The organism is Streptomyces sp. NPDC002088 (assembly GCF_040296605.1).
Classification (GTDB): domain Bacteria; phylum Actinomycetota; class Actinomycetes; order Streptomycetales; family Streptomycetaceae; genus Streptomyces.
On sequence record NZ_JBEOXO010000100.1, the window covers coordinates 1 to 2,342 of the forward strand.

Here is a 2,342-nt window from a genome sequence, read left to right on the forward strand (position 1 = left end):
GTGGTCGGCCTCATGGTGTCGCCGCGGAAGGCCCGATCCGGGGGCGCCGCACCTGCCCCGGATCTCGAGCGGGCCGAGACCTCCAACTGAGAGGTCAGCGCGTGGCGAGAAGACCAAGGTGATCTCACGGGAGCCAACCGGAATGCCACTCGGGAGGGGGGTCCTGGCCGCCGGGGTCGACCAGCCGGAACCAGGTTTCGCGCCTCTCGCAGAGCGCAAATCTGATACCGCAACGGCGGCGCCGTGCCGACCGTTCCCTTTTCCTCTCGGACAGGTGAATCCCGTGCCTTTTCTCGTTACCGCTGCGACCGGCAGGACCAGTTCGGGTGTCGTGCGGCACCTCCGGGCCGCTGGCGAAGACGTCCGCGTTCTCGTCCGTAACCGCGAGAAGGCCCAGTCGGCCTTCTCGGACCTCGACGGCATTGAGATCGTCGACGGTGCCTTCGACGACGGTGCCGTTCTCGCCAAGGCTTTCAACGGCGTTGACGTCACCTTCCTCACCATCGGCGGCAACCCTGACCAGGTGCGTCTGGAGAAGGCAATCATCGACGCCGCGGCCAAGGCCGACCGTCCGCACGTGGTCAAGCTGTCGAGCATCGCCACCAGCCACGACTCGGCCTTGCTCCCGGGACGGCAGCACGCCGAGATCGAGGACCACCTCGCCGCTTCGGGACTATCCCACACGCTGCTGCGCCCGGTCAGCTTCACCAACAACCTTCTCTACGCGGCCGAATCGGTGGCGGCTCACAACAGCTGGGCCGGCGCGGCGCCCACCGGCCGGGTGGCCTACATCGACATCCGCGACGTCTCTGAGGCGGCCGCCCTGGTGCTCCGCGACCCCTCGCTGCACGGCAGGACGCACGAGTGGTCGGGCCCCGACGCGTACACCTTCCCCGAGGCGGCGGCGCTACTGAGCAAGATCCTCGGCCGCGAGATCCGCTACGTCCCAGTGTCGGCGGACGAGCGTCGCTCGGCACTACTCGGCGCCGGGCTCGCGAAGTGGTACACGGAACTGTTCGTCAGCCTGGACACCGCCGCCGAAGCCGGAGCGCTCCAGGCGGCCACCACCACCTTGAAGGAACTGCTCGGCCGCGAGCCGCGGACCGTCGAGGAGTTCCTCACCGAGAACGCCACCCAATTCACAAAGTAGCGTGCGGCGCTGACGCAACCAGGGCCTGCTGAAGGCTCTGCACGACGTCTAAGGAGGCTGTCATGCCCTTCATCAACATGACCGTGCGAGAAGGCGCACTCACCACCGAGCAGCGCCACGAGACCATGGCCCGCCTGACAGACGCGCTCATGTTCTGGGAAAAGGTGCCCGAGACGCCCGCGGCTCGCAAGATTATGAAGGGCTGGGTCTACGAGGTCGCAGCCGACGCCGACTATATCGGCGGCAGCCCGGATCACGAGAAGCCGTTCTACTTCATCGAGGTGCGCATCCTGAGTGGACGCCTCGACGTCCTGGGCAAGCAGGGCATCATCCGCGATTTCACCGAGATCATCATGCGGATCGAGAACAGCGAGCGCACTCCCGAGAACCTTCGTCGAGTCTGGGCGACGATCAACGAACTCGACCGCGACGACTGGGGCATCGGCGGCCATACCGACTGGCTACGCGACTACACCAGCGCTCTGGAAGAGCTCAGCTGAATCGGATCATTGAGACGGAACAGCTCCGGTCCCGTACTGCGGCAGCAGGGACGCTCCGCACACCGGACCGAAGGGCAGACGCTGAGCCGCTCCCACCACGAGCTGCCCGAACGACTCCGTCACTCGCTCAACTCACACACCGATTCCCGCAAACAGCGCGTCCTCGATCGCCAGCACGCGCCTGCCACGCCTCATCGGCGACTACATGCTCACCTTCGCCCAGGACATTGGTTCAGCCCTGCCCGGGCCTGCGCCGACGACTGCGGCGATCGGCCTCGCACGTCGCGGTGTTACGCGATGTGCGGATTGCCGTTCGAGGCGCCGAGGCCACCGTCGATGCTGCCGCCGGCGCCTCCTGGCCTCGCACTACCTCGCCGCCTGGATCATCGCCCGTCTGGAGGGCAAGGAGGCCGCTGACGGCGCGCTGCACTATGTCGCCCCGGTCGGCGAGAAAGAGGAGTACATGGAGTGCGCCTGGCGCAATATCACCCCGTACCTGCCCGCTCCCACGCCGGCGCTCGTCTGGAACAACCAGTCGCCAACAGCAACCGGCCCGGAAGCCACGACCCCAGCAGCCTGGCCGGTCGTTAGCGGCCCGAACGCCCGTCGGACTCTTTTAGTAGATGCACTTCACGTTGACGTGCTCCCTTCACGGTGGCCGGGGGCAGCGCGTGAGGCGCTGTGCGCCTCAC

At 66.8% G+C, this 2,342-nt stretch carries 2 protein-coding genes; both read left to right on the forward strand.

All coding sequences use genetic code 11. The features are described 5' to 3' along the window. The first annotated feature begins 283 nt into the window (after positions 1–283). Positions 284–1,150 carry an NmrA family NAD(P)-binding protein gene (locus tag ABT114_RS50250; protein WP_351154050.1) on the forward strand — a complete coding sequence of 289 codons (867 nt, stop codon included), beginning with the start codon at positions 284–286 and terminating at the stop codon, positions 1,148–1,150. A gap of 62 nt (positions 1,151–1,212) precedes the next feature. After that, positions 1,213–1,650, forward strand: coding sequence for a tautomerase family protein (locus ABT114_RS50255; RefSeq protein WP_351154053.1), 438 nt, complete (start codon positions 1,213–1,215; stop codon positions 1,648–1,650). Positions 1,651–2,342 lie beyond the last annotated feature (692 nt).